Here is a 25,936-nt window from a genome sequence, read left to right as displayed (position 1 = left end):
GTCACCCACTGGCCAACGCATCCCGGCCGTCGTCCGTACCGGTGCTCGAAGTGGGCGGGACGGGAGAAAATCCGGCCCCCAAATCGCGCACACGTTGAACACCCGCGGTCGCGCCCGCCGTACAACCGGGAAAGGCGAGAGACCGGTGCGCAGCGAAGGATGATCATGACCGAGGGGCAGACCGCCACACAGGAGTTGATCGCCGGACGGTACTGGCCGCAGGAGGTCGTGCACCGGGAGGAGGGCCGGACCGGCTGGCACGGTCAGGACGTCGGTCTCCACCGGCCGGTCACCCTGATGGAGTCACGGCCCGCCCCGGGAACGGACGCCCGCCGTACCGCCGCCCGGATCCTGCGCGAGTCCGAGACCATGGAACTGGCCTGCCCCGGCCGGGTGGCCGCCGTCTTCGACGTCGTCGAGGAGAACGGCGCGCTGTGGACGGTCATGGACCGGATCGAGGGTGCTCCCCTCAACGACCTCGCGCGGCACGGTCCGGTCAGCTGTGTGCGGACGGCCCGGACGGGCCTGGCGATCCTCGACGTCCTCGCCGCGGCCCACCGCGAGGGCATCACGCACGGCGACCTCAGCCCCGGGCAGGTGTTCGTCCGCGCCGACGGCGGGGTGCTGGTCACCGGCTTCGGCGTGCTGGGAGCCGCGTCGTCCCGGCGCGTCACAGCCCCGTCGTACGCCTCCCCCGAGCAGGCCCGCGGCGAGGGCTCCGCTCCCGCGGCGGACCTGTGGGCTCTCGGGGCGATCCTCTACACGATGGTGGAGGGGCGGCCGCCCGTCCGGGACCGGGGGCCGGTCGACGCGACACTGCGGGCGGTCGACCTGCTGCCCATCCGGTCCCCGCTGAGCGCCGGACCGCTCGGCCCCGCCATCCAGGGGCTGCTCCGCAGAGACCCCCAGGAGCGCCTGCCGGAGCCGGTCGTCCGCGCCGCGTTCACCCGCATCCTGCGTGAGGACCCCGGGGAACCGAAACAGGCGGCCCCCCTGCCCTGCCTGCGCGACGCGTACGCCGCCGCCCGGCGGACGGGCCGGGTGTGGAGCAGACGGAGCGTCGGCCGGCCGGCGCTGCTGGGGGTGGTGGCGCTCGTCGTGGCCGGGGTCTCGCTCGCGGCTCTCGCCCTGACCGGCGGCGGCTCCGACGGCGGTTCCTCCGCGGCGCGCCCCGCGCCGTTCCCGCCGACGGCCGGCGGGCCCGCCGACGGGAACCCGCCCGCTTCGCGGCCGCCCGCGTCCCGGTCACCGTCTCCGTCATCCCCGTCCGCGTCCCCCTCCGCGTCCGCGTCGCCTTCGCCCTCCGCTTCGTCCGGCGGCGACGAACCGCCTGCCGGTTTCCAGCGCTACGAGGCGCGCGAAGGGTTCTCGATCGCCCTGCCCACCGGCTGGAAGGCCGTCGCCCGTACCGGCTCCTCCGAGGTGTCCTACCGTGTCACGTTCGGTGCGCCCGGCGACCCGCGCACGCTGGCGATCACGTACAGCGAGCGGCTCGGGCCGGATCCGGTCGACGTCTGGCGCGCACTGGAGCCGTCATTGAAGCGGGCGTCCGTCCGCTACGAACGGGTGGGCGAGATCCGTGCCGTCGACTACCGCGGCTACGACGCGGCGGATCTGGAGTGGCTCTCCGACTCCGAGGGCGTGCGTGAGCGCACCCTCGGGCGCGGCTTCGTCATCGGGTCCGGGCGGGGCTTCTCCTTCCGCTGGACGACCCCGGCCGCCGACTGGGACGACACCGCGAACCGGCGTGCGCTGGAGGTCTTCCTGAGCTCCTTCCGCGCTTCCGGTACCTGAGGTGCGCGCCGGCCGCCGGGGCATTCCCGTCCGGAGGGTTGGCCCCCGCCGGCCGGCGCTCAGCGGCGCAGCCGCGCGTGGAGCCGTGCCGCCTGCCGGGTGAGGTGGTCGCGCTCGGGGACACTGGCCGCCGAACGGGCCGCCTCGGCGTAGAGCCGTGCCGCGGTCACGGGGTCGCCGTCCCGTTCGTGCAGGTATGCCGCGACGGCGGTGTGGCGGGGCAGGGCGGAGTCGACCTCCGCCAGGGCGGCCAGGCCGGCCCGCGGGCCGTCGGCCTCGCCGACCGCGACGGCCCGGTTGAGGCGTGCCACCGGGCTGTCGGTGAGGCGCACCAGTTCGTCGTACCACTCGACGATCTGCACCCAGTCGGTCTCCTCGGCCGTCCGCGCGTCGGCATGCAGCGCCGCGATGGCCGCCTGGGCCTGGAACTCGCCCAGGCGGTCGCGGGCGAGGGCCGCCTGGAGGATGCCGACCCCCTCGGTGATCATGCGGGTGTCCCACAGGCGGCGGTCCTGCTCGGCGAGAGGCACGAGCCTGCCGTCGTGGCCGGTCCGCGCCGGACGCCGCGCGTGGTGCAGCAGCATGAGCGCGAGCAGTCCGGCCGCCTCCTCGTGGCGGGTGCCGGCCGCGACCTGGCGACTGAGCCTGATCGCCTCGGCCGCGAGGTCGACGTCGCCGGAGTAGCCCTCGTTGAACACCAGGTAGAGCACGCGCAGCACCGTGCCGACGTCACCGGGACGGCTGAACCGGACGCCCGAGACGGTCCGCTTGGCCCTGCTGATCCGCTGGGCCATGGTCGCCTCCGGCACGAGGTAGGCCCGCGCGATCTGCCGCGTGGTCAGACCGCCGACCGCGCGGAGCGTGAGCGCGACCGCCGAGGCCGGGGACAGGGACGGATGCGCGCACAGGAAGTACAGCCGGAGCGTGTCGTCCACCGCCTCGCCCGGGCCCGGCGCCGGCTCGCTCTCCACGCGTACCTCCCGGTGCCGGCGGGAGGTGTCGGCGCGGGCGGCGTCGAGGAACTTGCGCCAGGCCACCGTGACCAGCCAGCCCCCGGGGTCCCGCGGCGGGTCGTCGGGCCACCCCCGCACGGCCTCGACCAGGGCTTCCTGCACGGCGTCCTCGGCCGCCGCGAAGTCGGCCCCGCGACGGACGAGAACACCGATCACCGCGGGGACGAGCTCCCGGAGCAGCGACTCGTTCACTCGGTGGCCCTGCAGTGCTCGGCGTAGAAGGGACGCACCTCGAGCCACTCGTGGATCGGCTTCCCGCCGGCGCCGGGAGCGGCGGACAGTTCGCCGGCCAGCTGGATCGCGCGCTCGTAGGTCTCGACGTCGATCACCATCCAGCCGGCGATCAGGTCCTTGGTCTCCGCGAACGGGCCGTCGGTGACCGGGGGCCGTCCCTCCCCGTCGTAGCGGACGAACGTGCCCTCCGGGGAGAGCGCCTGGCTGTCGACGAACTCGCCGGTGCCTTCGAGGCGGGCGGCGAAGTCACGCATGTACTGCACGTGGGCCGACACCTCCGCCGGCTCCCACTGGTCCATCGGCACGTCGTTGACCGGTGCCGGCGCGCCCCGGTAGTGCTTGAGCAGCAGGTACTTGGCCATCATGTTCTCCTCGGTGCGGTGCGGCCCCTGGTGGCCGCGTTCACTCAGGGGACGAAGCCGGGCTCGGGTTCTCGACATCCCACCGCACATTTTTCTCACGGATCCTGAGAAAGGCCCCGGGAGAGGCCGGAGGACGGCCCCGGGTCACTCCACCTGGAGTGACCTCCGGCGCCGCTCAGGCCGGCCGGGTGTCCCGGCCCGGTCTTCGGTGGGCCAGCCACCGGGCGACCGCCTCGGCGATGGGCTGCCCGGTCTCCAGTTCGACGAAGCCGAACTGTCCGCCCTGGTTGCACTCCAGGAACCACCAGAGCCCCTCGGCGTCCTCGGCGAAGTCGAAGGCGGCGTAGGCGAGTCCGGTGAACGCCAGGTACTCCTGGACCGACCGGGCGACGCGGTCGGGCACGGCCGCGGTCTCCCAGGTGTGGCCGGTGTCGCCGTAGCGCCCGTCGATCTGTCCGGGGGCGGCGGTCTTCCGGGCGGCGAAAAGGCGGGTTCCGACGCAGGTCAGCCGGATGTCGGCCCGCTTGGGCACGTACCGCTGGAGCAGCGCGGGGCCGGCGGCGACGCCGGTGAAGTCCGCGTCGGGTCCGACGAGCGTGGTCGGCAGGGACACGGTGGGGTCGCCGGGCGGCGGGCCCGAGGCCGACTTCACGACCACCTGCCGGTACTCCGCCACGAACTGCTGCGCCACCCGGGGGGCGGTGGTGACGACCGTCGGCGGCACGGCGAAGCCGCTGAGGTGCGCGACCCGCAGCTGCCAGGGCTTGTGCCGGGCCTGCTCGGCGCTGCTCGGGTGGTTCATCCAGCGGGTGACGGCCGAGTACAGCATGCCGAACAGGGCCTGCCGGGTCTCGGCGGTGAGCCACGGCGAGGCGTGCGCCGCGTGGGCGGCCGGTTCGCCCGGCCGCCGTACCCAGACGGAGCGCAGGCCCGTCATGCTGAGCACATGCCCGTTCACGGAGAGGTGGCCCTCGAAGTCGCCGTGGGCGTAGTCGGCGGACAGGACGGCCTTGTCGGGGACGTCGGCGGGGTCGAGCCGCACCACCGGGACACCGCGCGCGTTCAGTTCGGCCACCACCATGTCGGCGGTGACGTCCTGCTCGGCGGTGAGGACCAGAACGGTCATCCGCGGCGGTCCGTCAGTCGTCGAAGTGCGTCTGGGAACCGGCCGTGGAGGTCGTGGTGCCCGCGGCCAGGAGGAGCGCCCGGTCACTCACCGCCGGGCGGCCGTCCGGCAGCACGTTCAGCTGGAGCGACGCGTCGAAATGGTACGGAGGCAGAGCGGCCGCCGGTTGCCCTGTGGTCAGGGCGTAGTCGAGCGTGAACGGTCGCACGAAGAACCTCCCGCGGTCTGACGATGCCTCTACGCACACCGGTACGTGTCTCCCCTGTAAGGAATTCATCACTTTCCGACACATGGGCGTGAAGGCCGTCACATCGCGGATCCGGGATGCGTGCGACGCGGCGTCCTTCGCACCGTCAACGCCGCGGCGGACGGGGAGAGTTCCCGTCCGGGAGGTGCGGCTCCATGAGAACACGAAGAGTGTCCGCACGGAGCCGCCGCAGTCACCGTGGCGGCCGGCCGGTCCCACGGCAGTCGCGTCGGCCGCTACCAGCGGCCCTCCACCTGCTCCTTGATCCTGCGGGTGTAGAGGTCCTCGATCGCGTCGAGGGTCTCGGCGGGCAGCTCCGGCATCCTCGCGGCGGCCGCGTTGGCGCGGGCCTGCTCGGGCGAGCGGGCGCCCGGGATCACCGTGGTCACGCCGGGCTGCTGCACGATCCAGCGCAGCGCCAGCTGGGCCGGGGTGAAGCCCTCCGGGGCGAGCGCGGAGAACTCGGCCGCCGCCTCCACCCCGGTGGCGAAGTCGACGCCCGAGAAGGTCTCGCCCTGGTCGAACGCCTCACCGTGCCGGTTGAACGTCCGGTGGTCGTTCGCACCGAAGACGGTGTCCTTCGTGTACTTGCCCGACAGCAGCCCGGAGGCCAGCGGGACCCGGGCGATGATGCCGACGCCCGCCTCGGCCGCCGCCGGGAGGACCTCCCGGAGCGGCTTCATGCGGAAGGGGTTGAGGATGATCTGGACGCTCGCCACGTTCGGGCGGGCGATGGCCGTCAGCGCCTCGTCGCACGTCTCGACGCTCACCCCGTACGCGGCGATCCGCTCCTCCGCGACCAGGGTGTCGAGGGCGTCGAACACCTCGTCGGAGGAGTAGACGGGGGTCGGGGGGCAGTGCAGCTGCACCAGGTCGATGCGGTCGACGCCGAGGTTGCGGCGGGACCGGTCGTTCCAGGCACGGAAGTTGTCGAGGACGTAGTTCTCCGGGATCTGGTCGACACGGCGGCCCATCTTGGTCGCGACCAGCACATGCAGATCCGGCCGGCCGCGCAGGAACGTGGCGATCGTCTGCTCGCTGCGCCCGTCGCCGTACACGTCGGCCGTGTCGAAGAACGTCACCCCCGACTCCGCCGCCGCCTCCAGCACGGCAAGGGCGTCCTGGTCGTTCACGTCGCCCCAGTCCGCGCCCAGCTGCCACGTGCCGAGGCCGATGACCGATGCATGCTGTCCTGACCTGCCGAATTCGCGCTCGTTCATGGCGTCAGTCTGACACCTTCCCGTCCGCGCGCGGGCCTGCCTCTCCCGATGCGCCCGGCGGCGCGCGTGTCACGGGGTACGCGTGCCTCAGGTCGTACCGGCCCGCTGGATGCTGTCGCCGCTGTTGCCGATCGCGACGTACGTGGCGATGCGCCGGAAGTCGTTGATCACGCCGAACATGCTCTTGCCGGACGGCAGGAGCGCCCGCAGATCAGGGGCTTGCGCCAACCGCTCCTGGAACAGGTCCTTGTAGGCGTTGTAGACCCGCGCCGTGTAGCCGGGCTCCTTCGCCGCGTTCGTCCGGTGGTCGTTGGTGAGGGCGATGGAGGCGAGGTCCATGAGGTAGCAGTCGATCAGGTCGGTCACGTCCTGGGCCCTGGCCCCCTCTTCCCCTGCCCGCGCGTCCTCCGCCAGCACCTTGGCCATGTCCAGGACGATGTCGCGGTAGATCCCGTGCCGGATGGTGTGCGGGAAGGCCGCCATCACGTGGTCCTCCTGACCGGCACCGTCACTGTTCATGAAGCGCGGCGTCGCCAGGGTCTCCAGCCCCGGAACCAGGAGGGGCATACCCCGGTACAGGTCCTCCTCCTCGGGAATCCTCGTGTTGCGGGAGGCGAGCGGATGCAGACCGATCTCATGGGCCAGCATCCCCATGATGTAACCGATGTCGTACTTCTCGAAGTAGTAGCTCGCGAGGTTGATCTGGACGCCCTCGTCGCCCAGGTCCGTCACGTCGGCCGGGGTCTCCGTCGTCCGCACGTGCAGGGTGATACGGCAGGGACGGTTGCCGATGTACTCCCGGATCGTGTCGTGCTTCCGCAGCACATCGATGATGCGGACCGCCTTGTCCCGGTACCGCTCGTTCGCGTGCGCCAGGTTGGTGAACTCGAAGTTGCCCGACTTGAACGGGACGAGGCCCGGCTCCGGTGCGGCGAGCGTGGTGTCCGGGTCCTGCTGCATACGCGCGGGCACACCGGTGGGTGCGGGGGCGTCGGCGCTGTCGGCCTGACGGGGCAGGGAGACCGGGTCCACCCAGACGGACTCGCGCAGGGCGGGTTCGGCGGCGGTGCGGGCCGTGTCCCAGGTCTGCTCAGTGTCCTGCGCGCCGTCCTGTTCGCTTCGCCGAGGTCGCGGGGCGACGTCACCGATCAGGGCGCCCAGCAGGGCCAGGTGACGGCCCCGCAGTCCGGCCGCCCGCAGTGACCGGTGCTCAGGGCCCGCGTTCAGGTCACCGAGAAGACTGCCCGGGATGTGCGGACGGTGCGGGGAGTCGGCGTCCCGGTACTCGTCCCGCAACCCGAGCTGATGCGTCAGCTCATGCACCAGCTGCACCGCGTCGGCGTCCGCCCACCACGTGTTCTGATCCATCACCCGGTCCCGGTCCGCCAGCTCCACGGTCAGGTGCGGGGCATGTGACGGTTCAACCAGTTCGACGGTGACGTGCAGCAGATCACCGTTGGGAAGGCGATGGCCGGGAACGTTGAGGAACTCACTCACGCCCGCACTGAGCTCGCCGAACACGCGTGGAATCCGCTCCGCCGCGCCGCGCATCGCGATACGGACGGTGAGGTCGGTGACCGGTTCACCGGCGTGGGTGAACCGCCGCACGTCGAAGCCGGAGCGCACCACGAACCGGGGGCGGCTGTCGCGCGGGCCGGCCAACCGGGTGACGGCGGGCGGGCCTTGCCGGACGCTCCCCCCGGTCCCCGGAGCGTTGCCGGGCTCTTGCGGCAGCCTGGGGCGGGCCTCGCCCGTCGGCGCGGGCGGCTGGATGCTGTCGCCGCGGTTGTTGGTCGCGATGCCGGCGGCCAGGGTGGCGAAGTCCCGCACCACGCCGAACATCCCCTTGTCGGCGGGCAGCAGGGCACGGGCCGGGCTGTTCTCGGCCATGTGCGCGGCGAACAGCGCCTTGTAGGCGTTGTAGACCTTGGCGGTGTTGCCGGGCTCCTTGGCCGCGTTCACCCGGTAGTCGCTGGTGATCGCGATGGAAGCGAGATCCATCAGATAGCAGTCGATCAGGTCCGTGACGTCCTGGGGCTTGGCTCCCGGCACCCGGGCCTGCGCGAACTCGGCCAGCATCTCCGCCATCCTCAGCACGATGTCCCGGTAGATCCGGTGTCTCGTACTGCTGGGGAACGCGGCCATGATGTGGTCGGCCTGACCCGCACCCTCGGTGTTCATTGTGCGCGGCGTCCTGAGATCGTCCAGCCCCGGCACGGGCAGCGGAATACCCCGGAACATCTCCTCCTCGTCGGGAATCTCACGATTCCGGGAGGCGAGCGGGTGCAGACCGATCTCATGGGCCAGCATCCCCATGATGTAGCCGATGTCGTACTTCTCGAAGTAGTAGCTCGCGAGGTTGATCTGGACGCCGTCGTCGCCCAGGTCCCGCACGTCGGCCGGGGTCTCCGTCGTCCGCACGTGCAGCGTGATCCGGACGGTCCGGTCGCCGACGTAATCCTTGATCGTCGGATGGTCCCTGAGCACCTCGATGATCCGGACGGCCTTGTCCCGGTACCTCTCGTTCGAACGCTTCAGGTTGGTGAACTCGAAGTTCTCCATCACGAAGGGCCCGGAGCCGGCGTCAGCGGCAGGTGCCGTGTTCGCCTCCTGCGGCATGTGCGCCGGGACTTCGGCGGACGTGGTGTCGTCGGTGCCGTCCGCCGGTCGCGGCAGGGAGACCGGATCCACCCAGACCGACGTCCGGAGGACCGGCTCGGTGCCGGTACGCGCCGCGTCCCAGGTCTGCTCGCCGTCCTGCGCGCCGGGCTCGGGCGGCGGAGTCAGGTCCCCGACCAGCGCACCCAACAGGGCCAGATGCCTGCCGCGAAGACCCGCGGCCCCGAGGGAGGAGTCCTCGGGTTCGGCGTTCAGGTCACCGAGGAGACTGCCCGGGATGTGCGGACGGTGCGGGGAGTCGGCGTCCCGGTACTCGTCCCGCAACCCGAGCTGATGCGTCAGCTCGTGCGCCAGCTGCGCCGGGTCGGCGTCCGCCCACCACGTGTTCTGGTCCATCGTCCGGTCCCGGCCCGTCACGTCCACGGTCAGATGGGGGTCGTCGGCGGGATCGACGTGCTCGACGGTCACGTGCAGGAGGTCCCCGTTGGGCAGCCGGTGGCCCGGCACGTTCAGGAACTCGTCCACACCTGAGGTGAGTTGGCGGAAGACATGCGAGGCCTGCCGGTCCGTGCCGCGGAGCGCGACGCGGACGGTGAGGTCGGTGACCGGATCGCCGTCGTAGGTGAACCGGCGGGCGTCGAAGCCCGACCGCACCACGAAACGCGGCCGGCTGTCCCGCGGTCCTCCTCGCCCCGAAGTGCCGGATGGTGAGGTCTGGGGCCCGGTGTCGGCTGTCCCCGGCGGGAGTTGCGGACGGGCTTCACCGGTGCCCCCGCCGGTCTGCGTCAGGACGGGGGTCTGGATGCTGTCGCCCTGGTTGTTGAACGCGACGCTGCTGCCCAGGCCCAGGAAATTGCCGGTGACGCTGTACCAGCTCTTGTCGGCCGGCAGCAGGGCCCGTACGGGACTGTCCTGCGCCAGCTGCGCGGCGAACTGCCCCTTGTAGGCGTTGTAGACCTTCGCCGTGTAACGCGGCTCCCACGCCGCGTCCTTGCGCTTGTCGTTGGTCAGCGCGATCGTGGCCAGGTCCATCAGGTAGCAGTCGATCAGGTTCGTGACATCCTGCGCCCTCGCACCCTCCTCACCCGCCCGCGCGTCCTCCGCCAGGTCATGGGCCATGCCGAGCACGATGTCCCGGTAGATCCGGTGCCGCGTACTACTGGGGTAGGCGGCCATGATGTGATCGGCCTGGCCCGCACCCTCGGTGTTCATGAAACGCGGCGTCTTCAGATCCGTCAGCCCCGGAACCGTCAGCGGCATCCCCGCGAACATCTCCTCCTCGTCGAGAATGCCCGCATCCCGTGAGGCGAGCGGGTGCAGACCGATCTCATGGGCCAGCATCCCCATGATGTAACCGATGTCGTACTTCTCGAAGTAGTAGCTCGCGAGGTTGATCTGGACGCCGTCGTCGCCGAGATCCGTCACGTCGGCCGGGGTCTCCGTCGTCCGCACGTGCAGGGTGATACGGCAGGGGCGGTTGCCGATGTACTTCCGGATCTTGTCGTGCTTCCGCAGCACATCGATGATGCGGACCGCCTTGTCCCGGTACCTCTCGTCCGTGTGCTTCAGGTTGGTGAACTCGAAGTTGCCCGACTTGAACGGGACGAGGACCGGCTCCGGTGCGGCGAGGGTGGTGTCCGGGTCCTGCTGCATACGCGCGGGCACACCGGTGTTCGCCACGCTGTCGGTGTGGCCCTGGGGCAGTCTGGGGCGTGCCTCGCCGGTGCCGGTTGCGGTCTGGACGGGAGGGACGGGACGCTGGATGCTGTCGCCGCGGTTGTTGGTCCCGATACTGGTGGCGAGGGCGGCGAAGTCTCCGAGGACACCGAACCGCCCCTTGTCGGCGGGCAGCAGGGGGCGGACGGGGCTGTCCTGGGCGATGCGCTCGGCCAGCTGGGCCTTGTAGGCGTTGTACACCCGTGCCGTGTAGTTGGGTTCCCTGAGCGCTTGCGCCCGGTGGTCGTTGGTGACCGCGATGGAGGCGAGGTCCATCAGGTAGGTGTCGATCAGGTCGGTGACGTCCTTGGCCCTGGCGCCCTGCACCCCGACCCGCGCGCGCCGCGCCAGCACCTCGGCCATCTCCAGGACGATGTCGCGGTAGATCCCGTGCCGGATGGTGTGCGGGAAGGCCGCCATCACGTGGTCCTCCTGACCGGCACCGTCACTGTTCATGAAGCGCGGCGTCGCCAGGGTCTCCAGCCCCGGAACCAGGAGGGGCATGCCCCGGTACAGGTCCTCCTCCTCGGGAATCCTCGTGTTGCGGGAGGCGAGCGGATGCAGACCGATCTCATGGGCCAGCATCCCCATGATGTAACCGATGTCGTACTTCTCGAAGTAGTAGCTCGCGAGGTTGATCTGGACGCCCTCGTCGCCCAGGTCGCGTACGTCGGCCGGGGTCTCGGTCGTGCGCAGGTGCAGGGTGATCCGGACGGTGCGGTCGCCGACGTAGTCCTTGATCGTGCTGTGCTCGTCCAGCAGCTCGATGATCCGGACGGCCTTGTCCAGGTACCTGTCCGTCTGATTCAGGTTGGTGAACTCGAAGTTCCCCAACTTGAACGGTTCGAGGGCCGGTTCGGGTGCGGTGAGCGGCGCGTTCGGGTCCTGCGGCATGTGAGCCGGCACCTCGGTGCCCGCCGTGCCGTCGGCAGGCCGGGGCAGGGAGACCGGGTCGACCCAGACGGACTCACGGGGCTGAGCGGCGGCGGCGCTCCGGGCGGCTGCCCAGCTCTGGTCGGCCTGACCGGCCCGGTTTGCGTCATCGGCCCGGTCGGCGTCATCGGCCTGGTCGCCCTGGTCGCCGTTCCGCTGGGGTGCCGGGGTCACGTCGCCGATGAGCGCGCCGAGCAGGGCCAGGTGCCGGTCGCGTAGGCCGACGGCGGTTTGGGACGGGTCTTCGGGAGCCTCGTCGATGTCGCCCAGCAGGCTGCCGAGGACGTGGGGGCGGTGCGGGGAGTCGGCGTCCCGGTACTCGTCCCGCAGGCCGAGCTGGTGCGTGAGCTCGTGCACCAGCTGCACCGGGGCGGCGTCGGCCCACCAGGTGGTCTGTTCCATCGCCCGATCCCGGCCCGCCAGGTCCACGGTCAGGTGGGGGCCGTCGGCGGGCCCGACGTGCTCGACGGTCACGTGCAGCCGCTCGCCGTTGGGCAGCCGGTACCCCGGGTCGTTCAGGAACTCCTCGACACCCGCGCGGAGTTGCTCGAACACATGGGTGGCCTGGTCGCTCGTACCACGCAGCGCGATGCGGACGGTGAGGTCGGTGACCGGCTCGCCCCGGTACGAGAAACGCCGGGCGTCGAAGCCGGACCGCACCACGAACCGGGGACGGCTGTCGCGCGGGCCGCGCGCCGGCGAGGTGGCGGCCGGCGCGGTCCGCGGCGTGGTGCCGGCGGCGGCCCCGGGAAGCCGGGGGCGTGCCTCACCGGTGGTGGCGGGGGCCTGGCCGGGAGCGACGGGCCGCTGGATGCTGTCGCCGCGGTTGTTGGTCGCGATGCTGGTGGCGAGCTGGGTGAAGGACCGTGCGACACCGAACAGGCTCTTGTTCGACGGCAGGAGGGCCCTGAGTGCGGTGTTGTCCGCCAACTGCGCGTCGAGCATCTCCTTGTAGGCGTTGTAGACCCTCGCCGTATAGTTGGGCTCCTTGACCGCGTTCAACCGGAAGTCGTTGGTGACCGCGATGGACGCGAGGTCCATCAGGTAGGTGTCGAAGAGATCGGTGACGTCCTGGGACTTGGCTCCCGGCACGCCGACCCGCGCGCGCCGCGCCAGCACCTTGGCCATGTCGATGACGATGTCTCGGTAGATGCCGTGCCGGATGGTGCGGGGGTAGGCGGCCATGACGTGGTCGGCCTGGCCCGCCCCTTCGGTGTTCATGGTGCGCGGCGTCTTCAGATCGGTCAGTCCCGGTACGGTCAGCGGCATACCTCGGTACGCCTCCTCCTGCTCGGGAATGTCCGTGTTGCGGGAGGCGAGCGGATGCAGACCGATCTCGTGGGCCAGCATCCCCATGATGTAGCCGATGTCGTACTTCTCGAAGTAGTAGCTCGCGAGGTTGATCTGGACGCCTTCCTCGCCCAGGTCGCGTACGTCGGCCGGGGTCTCCGTCGTGCGCAGGTGCAGGGTGATCCGGACGGTGCGGTCGCCGACGTAGTCCTTGATCGTGCTGTGCTCGTCCAGCAGCTCGATGATCCGGACGGCCTTGTCCAGGTACCTGTCCGTCTGATTCAGGTTGGTGAACTCGAAGTTCCCCAACTTGAAGGGCCTGAGGGCCGGTTCGGGTGCGGTGGGCGCCGTGCCCGGGTCCGGGGAGACGTCCGGGCCCGCGTCGGTGCCGGACAGTGTGCTCAGCTCGTACGCCTCCTCCTCCAGGAGGCCCGGGAGGACACTGTCCGTCGGTGACGGGGGCAGCGGAAGCGCGGCCGCGTCCTTGAGGACCGCGTCCTGCACGGCGGGGTCCGGCGCGTTCGTCACGGGTGTCTTCGGCGCGGGTGCCGGGGTCAGCAGGGTCAGGGGGACGAAGTCGCCGCCCCGGCGGCGGAGACGGATGTGCGGACCGCTGTCGCCGGACGGCCCGGGGTAGGTGTGGGCGGTTCCGTTCTCCTCGATCAGGGTGACGGTGGTGCCGGTGGCGGCGGCGGCCCACTCGGCCACCGCGCGGTCGGCCCCGGGGCCCCACGGCGCCCCGGCGAGGTGCCTGCGCAGCTGCCCGTCGACGGCGTCCTGGCTCGGCGCGGGCGCGCCGGGACGGACCCGGAGGGGCGGGGGCGTGAAGAGCGCGTCGCGTTCCGCACGGTCGCCGGGCAGGCCGTTCAGGCGCATCAGTTGCACGGGCGTCGCCCCGGCGCGCAGGCGAAGCCGTGCCGCCTCCCGACGGTCGAGCCCGGGCTGCTCCGCCGCCTGGCGCAAGGTCGTGGCGAGCGCGCTGAAGAAGCCGTTTCCGCGGCCCGCGGGCGTGCCCTGCCGGTAGGTGGCGCCATCGGGTGCGGTGAGGACGCCGTCACGGTCGAGGCGGTAGCGCGGACCGCTGTGGTCGGCGGGCGGCAGCCAGGGCGCGGTGGTGTGACTGCGGTGTGCGGGCGGCTGCTCCGGGGCCGGGCGCGTGGTGTCGGCAGCCGGGGTTCCGGAAGTGGCGGAGGTCCCGGAGGCGGCGTTGTGCGTACCGGGTCCGGTCGCGCTCGCCGGGGCGGGCAGCGCGGTGGCGACCGGAGGCGGTGTGCCGGGCGGCAGCGCGGCGTGGAAGAAGCCTCCGGTTACGAAGAGGACCGGATCGCCTGCCGGGTCGACGGCCGCGGGATCGGCGCCGTGCGGGAGGAACAGCTGATCGCGGCCCTCACCGGTCACGACGGTGAGCGGGGTGCCGAGGACCCGGGCGGCGAGGGCGGGCAGCAGGTCGGCTCCACCGTGGTCGCCCGCGCGGCGCTCGGGCGGGGCCGGTTCACCCTCCGGGCGCGCCGTGCCGCCGTCCTGCGGCGGTTCGCTCGCGAAGGGGCGGGACAGGGCCGCGGTGGCGAGCGCCACCCGCTGTGCGGGGTTCGGCCAGAAGGTCTGCGGGAGCCGGCCAAGGGCGTCGAACTCGGCCTGCTGCGCGGGAGTGAACTCCACTCCGGCAGCGTCGAGTTCGTCCTGGGTGAAGGTGTCCTCGGCGTCCAGGGCGAGAGCGTCCAGCAGGTCCTGGTTGCCGTCCTCGCCCAGTGCCCAGGCCAGGCGGCCACGGGCGGTGTCGATGGCCTCGGCGGTGACCGCCGGGTCTCCGGGGGTGCCTGCGAACCGGTCGGCGAGGTCGTTGCCGAGCAGGTGGGGAAGGCGGCCCCGGGCCTTTGCGGCGGCGAGCAGCGCGTGGAAGAACGAGGCGCCGTCGTGCGGCATGTCGTGCAGCTCGCGCACCGTGGCGCCGTCCGGCGAGGTGAGGGTGCGCGGGGCGGAATCGGTCTCCTCGGAGAGGACGTACGGGGCGGGTGCCTCGGAGCGCCACTGTGGCGCGGTGTACTCCTGCGGCCGGTCCGGCACCGTGACCGCGGCCGAACCCTGGTGGTGGGCGGTGAGGCGGGAGGCTGCCAGGTGCAGCCGGTGGTGGTCCAGGGCGGCGGCGTCGGTGTGCTGCTCCCAGCGGTGGACCTCATGGCGGGCCGCCTGCCAGGCGACGACGGCCGGGGACCAGAGCAGGTCCTGCGGCAGGTCGGCCGGCGAAGCGGAGTTGTCGTCGCCGAGCGCGTCCTGCTCCTCCGGGCTCAGGTCGAGCCACGTCTCCCGGGCCCGCGCCCGGGCGTCGTAGTAGTTCTTCTCGGCCGTGGCGAGGTCGGCGGCCGCCTTGGCCTGGCTGTCCCAGGCGGCGACGACCTCGTCGGGGAACGTGGTGTCATCCAGGAGGCCGTAGTCGCGGGCGATGTCCTCGCGCAGCCAGACCAGCGCGGTCGTCTCGGCCTCGGCGGCGCGTGGTCCTCGCCTGGCCTTGCCGAGGGCGTGCAACGGGCGGCTGTCGGTGATGCGGTGGTCCACCTCGGCCACGGACAGCCAGCTCACCGGCAGGGCGAAGAGCAGGCTCCGGTCGGTGACGACCTTGAGGTGGGTGCCGAGGGTGGTGTCCGCGGTGCCCTTGAGGGCCGTGCCGTCGTTGGTGCCGCCGATCGGGACCGTGGCGCCCGGGTTGGTCATGCCCGCGTTGGTGTTGCCCGCCATCGGAGCGGTACCCACCGCGCCCTCGACGTTGTCGGTGATGCCCGCTTCCAGCGCGTCGGAGGTCTTCGCCCGTTGCATGGCCTCCATGCGCGGCTTGTTCTCCACGGCGAGCAGACGGGCGCCGCGGCGGTGCATCTTCGCGTAGAGGCGGGAGTCCGCGGTGTGGTACTGGCCGAGGAGCCGCGCGGAGGTCTGTGCCGGCAGCGGTGAGCCGTTCGCGCCGAGTGCCTCCCGGAAGCCGGCGGTCAGACCGCCCTGCGCGGTGGCCTCCTGCTGGGCCTGGGCGGGGGCGGTACCGAGGCCGGTGAGCGGGGTCTGGCGGGCCATGCGCACACGTGAGCCGAGGACCTCGCCGGTGTGCCGTGCGCCGAGGTCGCCGTCGCCCACGCCGTCGGCGCGCGCGGTGGCCAGGGTCAGTGCGTCCTGCACGTTGGCGGCGCCGCGGATGTCCACGGCGAGGATGCCGGAACCGATCCGGTCGTCGAAGGGCAGGATGTCCGGGTCGGGGCCGCCGGTGCCGTCCCCGGCGGAGGTGCGCCAGGCGGCGATGTTCTCCGGGCGGGCCTCGGCGGCGGTGAGCATCTTCACCGCGCGTTCGGGCTCCGGGACGTCCTGCTCGGTGAGCGCGCCGTCCGCGCCGTCGCCGTCCGGCGTGAGCAGGTTCGCCGGGAGGATCTCGTGAAGGCTGCCGACCGGCGTGCTGACGCGGGGGGCGAGCGGATCGCCGGTCGCGTCCGTCATCGTGACGGTCAGGACGTAGCCGGTGACGATCTCGGCGTGCGCCTGGGTGGTGGCGATGTTCGGCATGGCGGTGGTGCCGGCGGTCTGGGTCCGGGTGCTGGAGCGCTGCTTGGCCGCGGTGCCCTGGAGGGAGGGGTTGGCGACGAGGATGCCGCTCTCCGCCGCGCGCTGGCCGGCGCTCAGCGTCACGTCCGCGCCGCGGTCCTGGGAGGTGCCGTCGGCGTCGTCGCGGGCGATGGTGCGGTAGTCCTCAAGCTCGTAGCCGGTACGCAGCCTGTCCACGGTGGTGGTGACCGGGGTCAGCCGGAACCTGACCTGGCCGGGGCTGCCGCCGACCGGCAGGTGATGCGGACTGGACCAGGCGCGGTAGCGGACCGGCAGGTTCATCCCGTCGGTCGTCAGCTCGTGGAGGTGACCGCGGAGGAAGTCCGGGGAGAGCCTTTGGAGGACCTGCTCCCGGTCATGCGAGGGCACTCCGATCCTCTCCAGCTGTCCCCTCAGCTGCTGCACCGCGGGGCCGGCGTCGAGCTGCCCGCTGGGGTGGGTCGGAAAGCGGCGGTTGCGGAGATAGGGGGGCACACGGTAGCCGCGGCCGAGGTTGCGCGGGGTGGTGGTGCCCAGGCCGTCCGGGGCGAGCCCGGCCTCGATGACGTCCTGCATCGGCAGGTGGAACATCACCGCGTCGCGGATGCGCTGGAGGGCGGCGGCGGCCCGGCGCGGGGCGAGGCTGTCGCCGAGGCGCCCGGAGAGCCGTCCGGCCACGGAGCTGATCCGGGTCCCGGCGCGAGTGCCCACCGCGCCCATCGCGGCCGTCCAGCGGTCCCGTACCGCGACGGTCTCGGCGGCGTCGGCGACCACCAGGTACATGCGCCCGGCGAAGGTGAGGGTGGTGTTGCGTCCCCGGGTGAGGGTCTGCGAAACCCCGCGGCCCCGGCCCCAGGCGTACTGCAGGGCGGTCGAGTAGGTGCCGACCACCGCCGCCTGGCCCGGGGCCTGTTGCAGCGGCATGTCGGCGCCCTGGAGGCCGACGGTGGTGCGGGAGACGGTGCTCGTGCTGCCGGTGACGCGGTGCTCGTTGCCGATGGTGGCCTCGAGGCTGGCGGGCTTCGGGTCGCTCTTCACGCGGAAGTTGCTGAGTTCGCCGCGGACCGCTGCCTTGAGGTAGTGGGTACGGAACGGTCCGGCGCCGTTGAGTCCGGTGACGCGGGAGCCGAACGGTCCCAGGTACTGGCCGAGTTGTCCTGCCACGCTGAGGTTGGCCATCGCCCGGCGCAGCGCGGTGCGCACCGGGGCGCCGGGGGCGCTGACGTGCCACGAGGTGCCCGAGGCGCGGTCGGCGGTGTCCTGCATGAGCCGCTGGCGCTGCGGGCCGCCCTCGGCGCTGAGCACCACGTGCGGAACGCTCAGCAGCTTCCTGGTGAGCTGCCGGCCGGGTGAGTCCGTCGTGGGAAGCGGGCGGGTGCCGTCGAGGAGCTGGTCGGCCTCGGTGACGGAGAGCTGCTGTGGCGCGGGCGTGGTCGCCGCCGCCGGGACCGGCCCGGCGGGTGGCGGGTCGGCGGGGGCGTAGCGGTCGGAGCCGTGGGCGGACGGCACGGCCAGCTCTACCCGGCCCACGGTCTCGCTGCCGCGGCTGAACAGCGGCCGTTCCTCGATGCTGCTGACGAAGACACCCGCGCCGAGCAGGCCGACCGAGGCGAGCCGGGCCCAGCCGCGCGGGCGGCGGTGGCCCTCGAAGGTGGCGCTCAGCTCCACCCGGTAGCTGTAGAGGTCGGCGCCGGTCTGGAACGTCAGCTGGTCGTGGGCGACCGCGACGGTGTTCCTGGTGGCCTTCTGGTCGGTCCTGGCGTGCCGGACCCCCACGGTCACGTTGCCCGCCTGACGGGGCAGCCCGACGTCGGGCACCTTGTCGTGGTCGCGTGGTGCGACGCCCACCTCGACGCCTGCGGAGAGGGTGAGGGACGCCTGCTGTCCCTGACCCGAGACCTCGGTGCCGATCACCGCGTTCCGCAGCGAGCGCTCGCTCATGGTCGTCTCGAACTGCCGGTCGGTGAGGCGTGCCCGGAGGATGGGCGTGTGGTGGCCGCGGCGCACCTTGCCGTCCTCGGTGAGGGTGACCGGCACCCCGGTGGTGGTCAGGTCGTCCAGGCTCTGCGCCAGGCTGGGCCGGTTCAGCGCCTCGCGCACCTGGCGGTCGTTGTGCAGTGCGGTCCGCATCCGTCCGTCGCCGTACCAGAACTTGGCCAGCCGCGGGTGCCGCAGCATGAACGGCGGGACGAACAGCGACGGGTAGGAGCGGTGCAGGGTGTCCAGGACGGCGTCCGCGAAGGCCTGCATGGGGTCCTGGGGGGCGGGCGGCTGCGGCTGTACCTGGGGCTGGGGCTGGAGCTGTACTTGCGTCTGCGGCTGCGCCTGGCCCTGCGCTTGGGTCTGCGGCTGCGGCTGGGACTGCCGACGGACGGGGCGGAAGCCTTCGGCCCGGACCTGACCGCTCAGGTGGACCGGATCCTCACGGGTGAGGTACCACGGCACCGGCGGCTCGGCGTCCGGGTGGGGGCCCGCCTGGCCGGGGGTGCGGCTGTCCCAGCCCGCGAGGCGGCGGGCGTCCTGGGTGGAGATCCAGTCCAGGCTGACCACCCGGACCGGTCGGGCGGCCGACGGCGGTTCGCCGGGCTTGCGCACCATCAGGGTGCGCTCCACGCGATACAGAGCGATCGGGTGGTTGCGGACGCGGCCGGTGGTCTTCCGGGCCGCGTCCACGCCGAGGTAGTGACCGCGCCCGGCACTGAGGTCCGCGCGCACCAGCGGACCGCCCTGAAGGCGCACATCGGTCTCGGGTCCGACGAGGGTGTAGTTCGGCCCGGCGGTGACCTGGATGCCCAGGCGGGTGTCACGGACGTGGCCGCGCTCGTTCTGGTACGTGGTCTGGGTGAGGTCGCGCAGCTCCGCCTTGACCGACTCGGTGACCAGGGTGGCCCGGTGCGGCACCGACCGCTGCACGATCAGGTGGCCCAGCGGGTGCTGTCCGCCGCCCCGCGTCAGTTCGGGCCCGGTGACCGGCCCGGCGAACCGGCCGAACAGTGCGAGCAGCCGCCCGGGACGGACGTACGAGACCAGCGTGCGGTGTGCCGAACTCCCGGGGCGGGCGCCGGAGATGGCGAGTGCCATGTCCTCGGGCGGGTCCACCAGGTGCAGCCCGGCGGTGTCGGTGATCCGCGGCTCGACCCCGTCCGGGAAGGTGAGCGTCTTCGGTGCCCGCCGCGGTCCCCGGTAGGGCACGGTGACGTCGTCGGGCAGCCGCCAGCTCAGCCCGTCGCGCATCGCGAACTCCGCGGTGTGCACTCGGGTGCGCCGCCAAGGGGGCGCCACCGGCGACGGGCCGGGGGGACCGGACGGGGCGCCGCTCCGACCGGTCCCGTCGTCCGTACGGGCGTTCTCGGGTGCTTCGGTGACGCGGTCCACCCGCACCCGGTAGTACACGTCGTCCAGGTGCAGGTGGGAGCCCTCGTGGGCCCGCCACTCGGACTGGTTGTACGCCTGCGTGCCCTGGGCGTAGTCGGTCCTGCGGGTCCAGCCCAGCGAGACACCGATCTTCAGCAGCCAGTTGAGCGGCGGGCCCATGCTCAGCCCGCCGGCGATCCGGCGTCCGAAGCCGACGCTGCGCCCGCCGCCCGTACCGGCCTGGCCGCGTCGCATGGTGTCCAGCCGGACGGTGCCGCCGTTCACGTCCGAGAACCGCTCCCAGCGGTGGTACGGGATGGCCTCGACCGTCATTTCGTGCCCGACCCCGGACCTCTCGCGGCCCACGAAGCGCGCCCCGCGCGGAGCGGTGAACGCGCTGGGCTGCTCGGTCAGCAGGCGCAGCAGCTCCGCTTTGTCGAACTGGGCGCGCAGTCTCTTCGGCAGCTTGCCGAAAATCTCCTCGGCCACCTGCTCGGGCGAGCGCAGGGTGGTCATGCCGGGGCCGGTGAAGAGACCCGTGGGTCGACTGCGCGGGGTGCCGTCCGTCCGGCCGCCGGGGGTCCCGTCACCCGGGTCGGCGTCCGGATCGATCAGGATGGTGGGCAGCCGGCTGCCGTCCTCGAAGGTGACGGTCTTCGGCACCGGGCCCGGCGGCCGGGCGTCCCGGCCGGTGAGCAGCCTTGCCGGGCGGTGCCGCTCGAGCTGGGTCTCCAGCGGCACGGGGTCGCCGCGGTCGGGCGCCTCGGTGGCGGGACCGTCGAGGTCGGTGATCCCACCCATGCCGCGCAGCCACTCCCCGAAGGGGTCGGCACCGTCCGGGTCCTGGGCGGTCGGGTCCTGCGTGGCCGGGTCCTCGGCGGTCGCCGGGTCGGTGGTGGTGGCCGGGTCGGCAGCGGTCACCAGGTCGGGGTCCGGGCCGGTCGCCGGGTCGGGTACGGCGGTGAGCGGCGCCGAGGCCGGGACCAGCGCGTCGTAGTGGTCGGTGCCGTTGTAGGACAGGTGCAGGGTGCCGCCCCGGCCGCCCGGGTTGAGGGTGTTGACGAAGGTGTTCCCCGGGGACTGCGGGTCGGGCTGGACGAGTCGCAGGTCGAGGTCGAGGGTGTGCGCCAGCGCCTCCGGGAGGAGGTCGGCGAACGGGGAGGACCAGAGCGCGGGCAGTTCGGCCGCCGCGGCGACGAGCCCTCTGGCGCCGTGCCGCCGGGCGGCGGCGGGGGTGGGCGCCACCGCGGCGAGCTGCGGATAGTCGCTCTCCCGGAGGATCCGCTGCCACTGGCCGGTGTCGGCGCCGGTGACGACGTCCTGCGCGACGCGGTTCCAGAGCTGTGTGATCCGGTCCCGCTCGTCCGCGTCCCGCACCCCGGTGACGGCACGCATCCGCAGGTCGTCCACCACGGAGAAGACCGGGTCCGGGATCGCCAGGGCCACGCTGTCGCCCAGCTCGGACCCGGTGATGCGGTCGCGCAGCAGCTCGCGCAGCCCGGCGACGTTCCGTGCGGCCCACGCCGGTGGGACCGGCCGGCCGCGCGCGCTGTCGAGCAGTGAGCGGAAGAGGCAGTTGCCGCCGCCCGGGGTCTCCAGCCGCCGGAAGGCCAGGCCGTCCGCGTGGACGGTGTCCGCCGTGCCGGGCGTGTCCTTGCTGAGGAGGACGGTGTCCTCGGCGAGGCTCTCAGGACGGCTCGGCGTGGGCGCCAGGTCGGGTCGGCGGCGGGCGAGTTCGGCGGTGTCCTCGGAGCTCAGCCCCAGCTCGGACAGCGGCAGCGGGGTGCTGGAGAGCGACCAGGTGATCTGCGCGGAGGGCGCGTAGGTGAGACCGCGCACGTCCTGCGGTGAGACCAGGGTGGTCGGCGGGAGCACGGGCGGCGGCGGGGGCAGCAGGGCGTCGAGCGTGGTGCCGGGCCCCGCGGTGCTCCGCAACTCCCCCGCGGCGCGCAGGAACTCGGTGTACTGCCCGACCGTGGGCTCGTCGGCGGGATCGCCGGTGGCGGTGCCCGTCGCGCGGCCCCGGTCGACGACCATCCGGCGCAGCAGGTCCACGGTCATCCGGCCGTCGCCGTAACGGGCCGCGGTGTCCGGGCTGAGCCAGCGCAGGCCGTCCACGAAGGCGAGACCGGCGAGCAACTCCCGGTTCTCCGGGCGCTGTTCGGCGTCGGTGCCGAGAGCGTCACGCAGTGTCCGGATCTGCTGGAGGGTACGGGCGCGGGTGAAGGCGTCGGCCGGTTCCGGGCCCGCGTGCAGGCCGGCGTCGCGCGCCAGCCCGTCCAGTTCGGAACCGGTGGGCTCCGGGGTGAACAGCTTCCACCTTCCGGGCCCGTCCGGACCCTCGGTGAGCACCGCCCGGACGTTGCCGTCGCTGTCCCGGGCCGTGCCCACCTCGGTGGTCGGCGCGTACAGGTGCCGCCGGGTCCGGTTCGCCACGTGCTGCGCCACCGGCAGTCCCGCCACCTCCGGCTGCCGCCCGGTCTCACAGGAGAAGAGCACCAGCGGCCGGTCCTCGTCGCCGTCCCGCGCCCAGGAGTTGACCACGTCGCCGAACTGCACACCGCTGAGCTTCACGGTGGGACGCGCCGCGTCCTCGGTGCCGAGAGTGACGGTACGGGAGGTGCCGTGGTTCACGAAGTAGTCGGCACCCCGTCCGGTGCCCGCGCCGGGCAGCGCGGCCGGCGGGCCGGTGAACACCGTACGGCGGGCCGGCGGGTCCGTCGCGGTTGCCGGAGCGGGGCCGACGGACGTGGTGCGCACGCCGCGGAAGGTGTCCTGGCCGAGCAGCGCGCGCCGCCCCGCACCGTGCGCCGTATCGTCCTCCGCCGGGCTCTGCGAGATGGTCAACGTCTGGACGGCGCGGCCCGGCCGGGGCTTGACGGTCGCGTCCGGCATCAGCCGCCGCAGCTGGGCGACGGGCACCGTGTGGCCGTCCAGGGTGGTGACGGCCGGCTCGGCCGCGGGCCGTGCGGGGCCGTTCCCGGCGCCGGCGGTCCCGTCGCCGTTCGCGGGCCGCACGACGATCCGTCCGGTGGGCGGGAGCACCGCGGGAGGTGTCGGCGGGGCGGGCGCCGCCGGGGAGTCGTCCGGATCGATGGGCGGCGGCGGAGGCGTTCCGCCGCTGCCGGGCCCTCGGCCGGCGCCCGGGCCGGGTCCGCCGTCCGCGTCACCGTTGCCCGACTCCAGGTGCAGGTCGGTGGCCGTCTCGGTCCAGGGGCGGGACAGGGTGGCGAGCTTGGACGTGACCGGCGCGCCCGTGTCCGTGGGGTTCGGTCCGGCTCCCATGCCGTCGAGAGCGGTTTTCACGTCCGAGACCAGCTTGGGGCGCGTGACCGGATCGAGGAGCGGGTCGCTGTCGGTCGTCACGCCGCTCTGCGTAACGGGACCGGAGGTCGCGGAGGGCGCTTGGCCGAGGGCGTCGGCGAGCGGCAGCAACACGTCCGCGCCGGGGAACGCGGCGTCCGGGGTGCCGGACGTGCCGTCCGGCGTTCCGGCGACCGGGGGGCCGGTGAGCGGACGGACCCGGACCGGGGCTCCCGGGCCCTCACGGGTCAGCTCCGCGGCGGCGCGTACGGGACGCCCCGCGCCGTCAGACGGGACCGCGGGTCCGAGTACGACGGCACGGTCGACCCCTGCCCCGTCGAGCAGTTCGGCGGCTTCCGGTGCCCCCTCCCCCGGCGGCGGCACCTGCGAGACCACGATGGTCAACGGCTGCGGCTGGGCGGACGAGAGGTTCGGGGTGGTCGGCGACGGGGCGGCCTTGATGTCACTCGGGCCGCCGGTGCCGCGTACGTCGCCGGTGCCGCGTACGTCGCCGATGCCGTACACGTCGCTGGCGCCGCGTACGTCGCTGGCGCCGCGTACGTCGCCGATGTCGCGTACGTCGCCTTCGTCGGCGTACGAGCCGGTGGTGCTCACCCTTGTGGGAGCCCCGTCGACGTCGGGGGCGGCCGGGGCGGGGCCGCTCCCGGCGAGGCCCGAAGTGCCGTCGCCGCCCGCCGGGTCGACGCCCTGCGCAGAGAGGGTGTCCGAGGGAGTGACGGTCACCGGCGACCGCGGGACCTGGGAGCCGTCGTCCGCTGCGGTCGGCGGACCGCCGTCGACCGGTGTCCGCGAGGTGTCGTCGGTCGTGGTCCGCGAGGCGTCCGCCGGGGCCGTGGCGTCCGGGTTGCGGGCGCCCTGGGCCTGCGGACCCGCGGATGTCTGATTGCCGCCGGCGGGGAGGCCGCTCGGCCGGGCGCCGGTGCCCGCTCCGGAGCCCGTGACCGACCCCGGCGCGGTCCCCGTCGTCGGTGCGGCGGAGTTGGAGGTGCCGGGACCGCCGACCGGTTGCCCGGGCGCCGGATTCATGCGGTCGCCGTTCGTACGGACGTCCTCTGCCACCTCGTCCGGCGAGGTCTGGACGTCGTTCTCCGGCGAGAGCGAGGTCTGGACGCGGCTCGGATCGGCGCCGCTGCCGACCTGGACATCGGCGTCGTGGTCCCCCACCTGGTCGCCGTCGGCGGCGTTCCCGCCGGGACTTGGAGCGGGAGCGCCCGTGGAGCCACTGCCGAACGCGCCTGCGGTGACCGGGGAGTCCACCGTGACCGGCGTGCCGAAGGCGTCGAGGGCGCGGCGGACCTCGTGGGTGTCGATCCGGGCGGCGGGGCTGTTCCCGGCCGGTACCACGCGGACCTCGGGCACCTGTGACAGGTTGCCGTGCAGGCTGTCGCGGACGCCGATCTCGGCGCTGCCGGGCGGCTGGGAGCCGCGCAGTGCGGCGAGGTCCCGCAGGGCCTGTTCACGGACCTCTGGCGTGCCGCTGTGGATCTGCTGCCACAGCTCGTTCTCGGCGGCGGTCACCGGCAGCGGCCCCGGCGAGTAGGCCGGCGGGTCCACGCTGGTGTACGGGGGCGGTTCCGCGGCGGAGTAGGGCGGAGGCGAACCGCTCCCGGTGAAGTCCCGCGGGCCGGTGGTCTGTTGGGGGACGGGCGAGGGCGAGGGCCGCCCGGAACCGCCGCCGTCCGCGGAGCCCACGGAACCCGAGGACGCCACGGAGCCCACGGAACCCGAGGAACCCTCGGAACCCGAGGACGCCACGGAGCCCACGGAACCCGAGGAACCCTCGGAACCAGAGGTGTCCGTGTCCGAGGGGCCGTCGGTGCGGTCGGAGCCGCCACGGGAACGCGTGGAGTCCGAGTCGCGCGTGTCGGAGTCGGTGCCGCCGCCGGAGACGGTGGGCGGCGGGTTGCGCAACTTGTCGATGGCGTGGCGCAGTTCGGCACCGCTGTTCAGGGCGGTGTCGCTGAGCGTGGCCTCGACCTGGCTGCTGAGGCCCGCGCCGACGAAGGTGGACCAGCTGGTGGACCAGTCTCCGTCGAAGGCACCCTTGATGAGGATCTCCGCGAGCGCCTCGCCGGAGCCGGCGGCGAGGAAGTCCGCCGTGCCCTTGAGCCCGTAGTGCCCGGCCAGCGCGCCCGGCCGGTCGGCGTTGTTGCGCAGGATCTGGTTGTTCCGCCACAGGTTGGTGTTGTTCCGGAAGGACAGCGGGTTGTTCCGGAAGGTGACCGGCGTGTTGTTCGTGCCGTTGGGGCCGTTCCCGTGCGGGGTGGGCTCGGGGCGGTCCTTCGGGGTGTTGTCGTGGGGGTTCGGGGTGGGGTCGGGGTTCGGCTTGGGGTTCGGGCCGTTGTTCTTGATGTCGAGGTTGGGGGGGTTCTTGAGGTTGGGGTTGTTCTTGAAGTTGAGGTCGGGGCCGTTCTTGAGGAAGTTGTTGTCGTAGCTCTTGACGATGTTTTTGGCGAAGTCGTCGAAGATGCTGGTGAGGAAACCGGCGGCGGCGCCGAACGCGGCCGACTTGAGGATGTCGTTCCAGTCGAAGCCGTCGGGGCGGCGGCCGTTCGGGGCGAAGTTCATCATCGCCAGCCGCACGGCGAAGGTGGTGAACGCCTCCGCGAACGCCTCGGTCAGCGAGGGCGCGAGGTGCAGCCGCTGGAGCAGGTGGCTGAGGGTGGTGAGGATCATGAACCGGCTGCGCATCTTGGCCAACATGATCTGGCTGGCGGAGGCGCCGCCGGTGAAGAAGGACATCGCCAGGTAGATGGCGATCTCGATGAGCAGCCGGATGACCTCGGCGATGACCTGCCACTTGGACTCCATGATGTCCATGGAGGTCTTGCGCCGGCCCTCGGCGATCTTGTCGAGTTGCTCGGCGAAGTCGCGCAGGTAGTTCTTGCCGCCGTCGTCGATGAGCATGCCCATCGCCTTGGCGTACGACTTGGAGAGGTCGTCGGGCATGACCTCGGCGATGTCGTGGATGGACTTCTCGATCAGCGACGACATCCTGTCGAGCTTGCGGCCCAGGCCGGAGTAGGGCCGGCGGCTCTCGTAGGCGAGGTCCTCGTCGGCGTCGATGAGCCGTTCCCCGGTGAGGATGAAGAGCATCGCGTTGACCTCGGGCGAGGCCATCATGCTCATCGGGACTCACCCCGCAC

Annotated in this window: 7 protein-coding genes; 1 reads left to right on the top strand and 6 read right to left on the bottom strand. The window is 72.7% G+C overall.

The genetic code is table 11. The annotated features are described in order from the left end of the window. The first annotated feature begins 165 nt into the window (after positions 1 to 165). Positions 166 to 1,794: a serine/threonine protein kinase gene (locus ACFYP4_RS21030; protein ID WP_388787008.1), complete on the top strand. Its 1,629-nt coding sequence runs from the start codon at positions 166 to 168 to the stop codon at positions 1,792 to 1,794. A 59-nt stretch (positions 1,795 to 1,853) separates the two neighbouring features. On the opposite strand, the gene ACFYP4_RS21025 is transcribed toward ACFYP4_RS21030, so the two are convergent. From ACFYP4_RS21025 to ACFYP4_RS21000, 6 genes are all read right to left on the bottom strand, one after another. Beyond that, positions 1,854 to 2,999 carry a DUF6596 domain-containing protein gene (locus ACFYP4_RS21025; RefSeq protein ID WP_358853151.1) on the bottom strand — a complete coding sequence of 382 codons (1,146 nt, stop codon included), beginning with the start codon at positions 2,997 to 2,999 and terminating at the stop codon, positions 1,854 to 1,856. Beyond that, positions 2,996 to 3,403 (bottom strand): YciI family protein, encoded by a 408-nt coding sequence (locus tag ACFYP4_RS21020; protein ID WP_358853179.1) that lies wholly within the window; start codon positions 3,401 to 3,403, stop codon positions 2,996 to 2,998. Before ACFYP4_RS21020 ends, ACFYP4_RS21025 begins: the two co-directional genes overlap by 4 nt. 175 nt (positions 3,404 to 3,578) lie before the next feature. Next, the gene (gene tgmB, locus ACFYP4_RS21015) at positions 3,579 to 4,529 is read right to left on the bottom strand and encodes an ATP-grasp ribosomal peptide maturase (RefSeq protein ID WP_358853152.1); all 951 of its coding nucleotides are present in this window, start codon (positions 4,527 to 4,529) and stop codon (positions 3,579 to 3,581) included. 13 nt (positions 4,530 to 4,542) lie between these two features. Continuing rightward, entirely contained in the window at positions 4,543 to 4,737 is a 195-nt protein-coding gene (gene tgmA, locus ACFYP4_RS21010) for a putative ATP-grasp-modified RiPP (protein WP_358853153.1), read from the bottom strand. A 275-nt stretch (positions 4,738 to 5,012) separates the two neighbouring features. Further along, positions 5,013 to 5,996, bottom strand: coding sequence for an aldo/keto reductase (locus tag ACFYP4_RS21005; RefSeq protein WP_388787003.1), 984 nt, complete (start codon positions 5,994 to 5,996; stop codon positions 5,013 to 5,015). An 87-nt stretch (positions 5,997 to 6,083) separates the two neighbouring features. Then, complete coding sequence (locus ACFYP4_RS21000) at positions 6,084 to 25,919, bottom strand: hypothetical protein (RefSeq protein WP_388787000.1); 19,836 nt, start codon at positions 25,917 to 25,919, stop codon at positions 6,084 to 6,086. Between the last annotated feature and the right edge of the window lie 17 nt (positions 25,920 to 25,936).

The sequence above is a fragment of the Streptomyces sp. NPDC005551 genome (genome assembly GCF_042871785.1).
Taxonomy (GTDB): Bacteria; Actinomycetota; Actinomycetes; order Streptomycetales; family Streptomycetaceae; genus Streptomyces.
Note: the sequence above shows the minus strand (reverse complement) of the source record. Positions and strands in the feature narration are given on the sequence as shown.

What these genes read in the sequence shown, in the direction of transcription:
- ACFYP4_RS21030 (WP_388787008.1), top strand. Translation starts at nt 166, where the DNA reads ATGACCGAGGGGCAGACCGCCACACAGGAGTTGATCGCCGGACGGTAC.
- ACFYP4_RS21020 (WP_358853179.1), bottom strand. Translation starts at nt 3,403, where the DNA reads ATGGCCAAGTACCTGCTGCTCAAGCACTACCGGGGCGCGCCGGCACCG.
- tgmB (WP_358853152.1), bottom strand. Translation starts at nt 4,529, where the DNA reads ATGACCGTTCTGGTCCTCACCGCCGAGCAGGACGTCACCGCCGACATG.
- ACFYP4_RS21005 (WP_388787003.1), bottom strand. Translation starts at nt 5,996, where the DNA reads ATGAACGAGCGCGAATTCGGCAGGTCAGGACAGCATGCATCGGTCATC.
- ACFYP4_RS21000 (WP_388787000.1), bottom strand. Translation starts at nt 25,919, where the DNA reads ATGAGCATGATGGCCTCGCCCGAGGTCAACGCGATGCTCTTCATCCTC.